General features: G+C 39.4%; 3 protein-coding genes. 2 read left to right on the forward strand and 1 reads right to left on the reverse strand.

The features are described 5' to 3' along the window. Window positions 1-480: 480 nt before the first annotated feature. Both PENNN9_RS04150 and PENNN9_RS04155 read left to right on the forward strand, forming a co-directional pair. On the forward strand, window positions 481-2394 hold the full coding sequence (locus tag PENNN9_RS04150) for a DUF1800 domain-containing protein (protein WP_058368473.1): 1914 nt from the start codon (window positions 481-483) through the stop codon (window positions 2392-2394). Window positions 2395-2421: 27 nt separating this feature from the next. Next, on the forward strand, window positions 2422-3795 hold the full coding sequence (locus PENNN9_RS04155; protein WP_058368474.1) for a DUF1501 domain-containing protein: 1374 nt from the start codon (window positions 2422-2424) through the stop codon (window positions 3793-3795). A 118-nt stretch (window positions 3796-3913) separates the two neighbouring features. On the opposite strand, the gene PENNN9_RS04160 is transcribed toward PENNN9_RS04155, so the two are convergent. Further along, window positions 3914-4411: a peroxiredoxin gene (locus PENNN9_RS04160; RefSeq protein WP_058368475.1), complete on the reverse strand. Its 498-nt coding sequence runs from the start codon at window positions 4409-4411 to the stop codon at window positions 3914-3916. Window positions 4412-4564 lie beyond the last annotated feature (153 nt).

Genomic DNA, 4564 nt, shown 5'->3' on the forward strand with positions numbered 1-4564 from the left:
TACACGTGATGCCTTTATTTATACGTAGCAAGCTATTGCAAAAATGTGTAGTTACCTGCTCAGACAGAATAAGTAATTCTAAAGAATTAGCAACTAAAACCAGTAAACATGGTTTCTTTCTTATCAGAAAGTTTTGAAACGTATCTAGGTAATAGGGTAGTACTAATTAGGAGTTCATGGTCTTGGTATACAAATTGCATAAATTTTAACCAAGTTCATAAAATTTTCTTATTGACATAGTTAAAAACCTTACTCTTGTTACAGTAAATAGACACAATTTGGTAAGACAGGTTAAAAATAGAACAGATATTTACATAGATTTTTGGGCCTTTTTTGAGAGAGCGCCTTAGCTCATAACGCACTGAAACTAAAAGCTATCTGTCAATTTTTGAGTCTTTTGCAGGTGTTATCGATATTTTGCCATATCGATGTAACTAGAGATTAAGAAATATATCTAACCCTATTACTCAAGGCAGTTGTATGGAAGACTTGATCGAAAGAATGTCTTTATCCACAGTTAGTGAAAGGACTCGCACTAAGGTCGTAAAAGAAACCTATTTTAAAAACTTCGGTAATAAGCAGTCATTTCACCCTATTAAGATGCAACACCCTGCTATAGCCTCTATGGCATTATTCCTCGCTGGTTGCGGAGGAGGTGGTTCATCAAGTAGCTCTAGTACGACAGGCTCTAATACGACAGGCTCTAATACGACAGGTTCTACTACGACAGGCTCTAGTACGGCAGGTTCTAGTACGGCAGGTTCTAGTACGACAGGTTCCGATGCATCTATCTCTAGTCCCACCAGTACACCGGTAGATAATATAGTGAATATAGAGCCGTTAAATGATATCAATGCTGCTAGATTTTTGCAGCAGGCACAATTCTCATCTACTAAAGCTGAGATTGAAGACCTTAAAAGCATTGGTATAAATCAATGGCTGGCCAATCAGTTTTCTATGCGTAGCGGTATTAGCGGATACAACTGGTTGCTAAACGAAGGATACAATACTGCAAAACATCGTTATTCAACTTGGTCTGCAGACTGGATGTCGTGGCAACAGTTATTGTCTGCTAAAGATACCTTGCGTAAGCGTATGGCCATATCGCTATCAGAAATACTGGTCATGTCCTCTGTAGGTTTGGGTCTGCCGCACAAATCGTTTGCGGTTGCTGCTTACTGGGATGTACTCAACGAACATGCATTTGGAAATTTTAGAGATCTGTTAAAGGCTATTACCCTAAATATGGGTATGGGCGCTTATCTCGACTTAAGACATAGTAGAAAAGCCAACAGTAAAGGGCGCAGACCAGACGAGAATTACGCTCGAGAAATCATGCAGTTGTTTACTATCGGATTGGTTGAGTTAAATCTTGATGGCACGCCCAAATTGCGCAATGGAAAGCCGATAGAAACCTATAGTCAAGAGACGGTCAGCAACATTGCTCAAGCTTTAACTGGATGGACAGTAGACAATAGATCCAACGTTGATAAGTCGATCACTTACACTGAATTCACGCGCAATCCCATGATTAATATAGCAAGTCGGCATGATACTCGTAGTACGAGTTTCTTTGGTGTTACCGTGCCTGAAGGGTCTAGCGGTGAGCAAGCTTTAGAGATTGTAATAGACACGTTGTTTAATCATCCTAACGTTGCACCTTTTATCACAAAACAGCTTATCCAGCGTTTGGTTACCAGTAACCCTAGTCCTCATTATATAAGACGAGTGGCTACTGTTTTTAATAGTAACGATAACGGTGAGCGCGGTAATCTACAGTCAGTTTTGACGGCTATTTTGACAGATTCAGAAGCTCGTAATCTTCCTGATAATACGCCGACAATTGGCAAGGTACGTGAACCTATGCTCAGGCTAGTTCAGTGGGTTCATACTTTTAGTAATCGCCAAAGCATATCGGGCGAATGGAAGATAAGCAATACCAGTAATAGAAAATGGTACTTAAATCAAAGTCCTCTTCGAGCGCCATCAGTATTTAACTTTTTTGATATTGATTATGCGCCTAATACAGATGCATTTATCGATAATGGAATAGTAGCGCCAGAGCTTCAGCTGCATAACGTGACCTCCACGGTAGGTTATATCAACCATATAAAACGTGTGATCGAAAAGGGTATTTTTTATGGGTTTATTGAAACTATTATCGAGATAGCACCAAATTATAGAACAGAGATGAAGCTATATGATAAACCTGAAGAGTTAGTAGATCATTTAAATCTCATCTTATGTGGTGGTCAGATGTCACCTAAAACGATGGGGTTGATAAAGTCTGCCTTAAAAGCACTGACTGATGATACTCCAGGCTGGAAAGAAAATCGCATTCATTTGGCTGTGTTTATGACTATGGTTAGCCCAGATTATCTTGTGCAGAAATAAAAAGACGACTAAAAGCGAATGACTACTATGAGCGAATTATCAAGAAGAGCATTTTTAAAGCGTTTAGTATATCTAACCGCAGCAGGCGTGGCCAATCCTGTCACCATAAATTTGATGGGTATGGCTGAAGCTGCCGCCCAAACGGCTACAGACTATAAAGCATTGGTTTGTGTGTTTTTTGATGGTGGTAATGACCAAGCCAACACGCTTATTCCTATCGATTCAAAGAATTACAGGACTTATAAAGACGTGCGTCAAAGTATCGCTATAGACCAGTCAAAAGTCTTACCATTGATACCATCATCAAGTTTAGCAAATGGTCTAAAATGGGGCTTTCATCCAAACCTTCAACGTTTAAATAGCTTGTTTCATCTAAAAAAACTGGCAGTCTTACAAAATGTGGGTACTTTAATTCAACCAACCTCACTAGATGAGTTCAACAAAAAAACAGTCCCTTTGCCAAACATGCTATTTTCCCACTCTACACAGACAAAGATATGGCAAAGCACTTCTTCTGCCGCTTTTAAGGAAGGCTGGGGTGGAAAGATTGGTGACCTTATTTTGAATCAAAACTCACAAGCCATGTTTTCTTGTGTGAGTACAGCTAACAACTCTCTATTTTTGACAGGAGATAAAACAGTTCCTCTTAATATCGGAACAGACGGTATCATTCCCATTCCATCAGCCCAAGAAAACGCCAGACTTTATGGTTCAAAAGAGTGTGCACGCGCTTTTAAAGAGCTTATTACCTCAAGTCGTAACAATATTATGGAAAACCATATTAATGAAGTCACATTACGTTCCATAGAAGCTGAAAGCACAATGTCATCGGCATTAAAAAGTGCTGGAGAGCTAAAAACACAATTTTCAGCCAATAATTCTTTAGCTGAGCAGCTAGAGGTTGTGGCAAAGCTTATCAAAGCGCGTGGCCATTTTGGTGTAAAAAGACAGGTGTTTTTTGTGAGTCTTAAAGGCTTTGATACGCATTCGAGCTTATTAAGTCGGCACAGCAAACAGATGTCTTTGGTTGATGATGCTTTAGCAAGCTTCTATGAGGCGACTGAAGAATTAAATGTGACTGACAGTGTCACCACCTTTACCGCATCAGACTTTGGACGTACATTTAGTAGTAATGGTGATGGTTCTGATCATGGCTGGGGTAGTCACCATATGATTATGGGCGGGGCAGTTAATGGTAGAGACTTTTATGGACAAAGTCCTGAAATTGGACTTAATACGGCAGAAGACACAGGCCAAGGCCGGATGCTACCCGCGACGTCTATCGATCAATATTCAGCCACTTTGGCCAAATGGTTTGGTGTACCAAATAGTGATTTGAGCTTGATTGCGCCCAATATTCGTAACTTTAATAACCAAGATTTAGGCTTTATGAGAAGCTAATAGTCTATCAATTAAATGTTGAAAACAAAAAAGCCTTCTTAATACTGATAGCATTTATCAGTGCTCGGAAGGCTTTTTGTACTCTTATTTATTGTTCAAATAATATCAATCAAAGCGATTACGCGCCTAGCGTATCTAACAAACGCTCAGTATAACCTTTTGCTCTTAGGTTGCGCTGTGCATGGGTCAGTGTCCCATCCTTATCAAATACAAATACTGAACGCACAAGACCCATAGTAGTTTTTCCGTACATGTTTTTTTCTTTAATGACATCGAAGTACTGGCATAGCTTTTCATCACTATCGCTAATTAGCGGAATTTGCAGATCGTACTTGGTGATGAATTTCTTATGAGACTCAACGCTGTCTCGCGATACACCAACGATATCATAGCCAAGCTTGTCAAAAACATTTAAATGTTCTGTAAACTCTGTCGCTTGCGTGGTACAACCAGGGGTGTCGTCTTTGGGATAAAAGTAAAGAATGAGTCCTTTATCGGTATGCTGTACAAGCTCTTTTAAACTAATATCGTCATGAATCAAGTGGCCATCGAGATTGCGAACGATTGCTACTGGAAAATCTGGTAGGGTAATGCTTTCTGTTGCTGGCTTTGCCATCTTAACTTCCTTATCTTGTCAAATCCAAAGTTGTCGTCAATATTAGTTAACTTATTATAGTCAAACTAATAGAAGTAATTGATGAATTTTGTATGTTGTTCATTTTTTAGCAAAAAACTCCTTGGGCCCCGCCCCCCTAAAAAAAAAAATTTC

The organism is Psychrobacter sp. ENNN9_III (genome assembly GCF_001462175.1).
Lineage (GTDB): Bacteria > Pseudomonadota > Gammaproteobacteria > Pseudomonadales > Moraxellaceae > Psychrobacter.

Coding starts and splice junctions, on each gene's coding strand:
- PENNN9_RS04150 (WP_058368473.1), top strand. CDS start 481: ATGGAAGACTTGATCGAAAGAATGTCTTTATCCACAGTTAGTGAAAGG.
- PENNN9_RS04155 (WP_058368474.1), top strand. CDS start 2,422: ATGAGCGAATTATCAAGAAGAGCATTTTTAAAGCGTTTAGTATATCTA.
- PENNN9_RS04160 (WP_058368475.1), bottom strand. CDS start 4,411: ATGGCAAAGCCAGCAACAGAAAGCATTACCCTACCAGATTTTCCAGTA.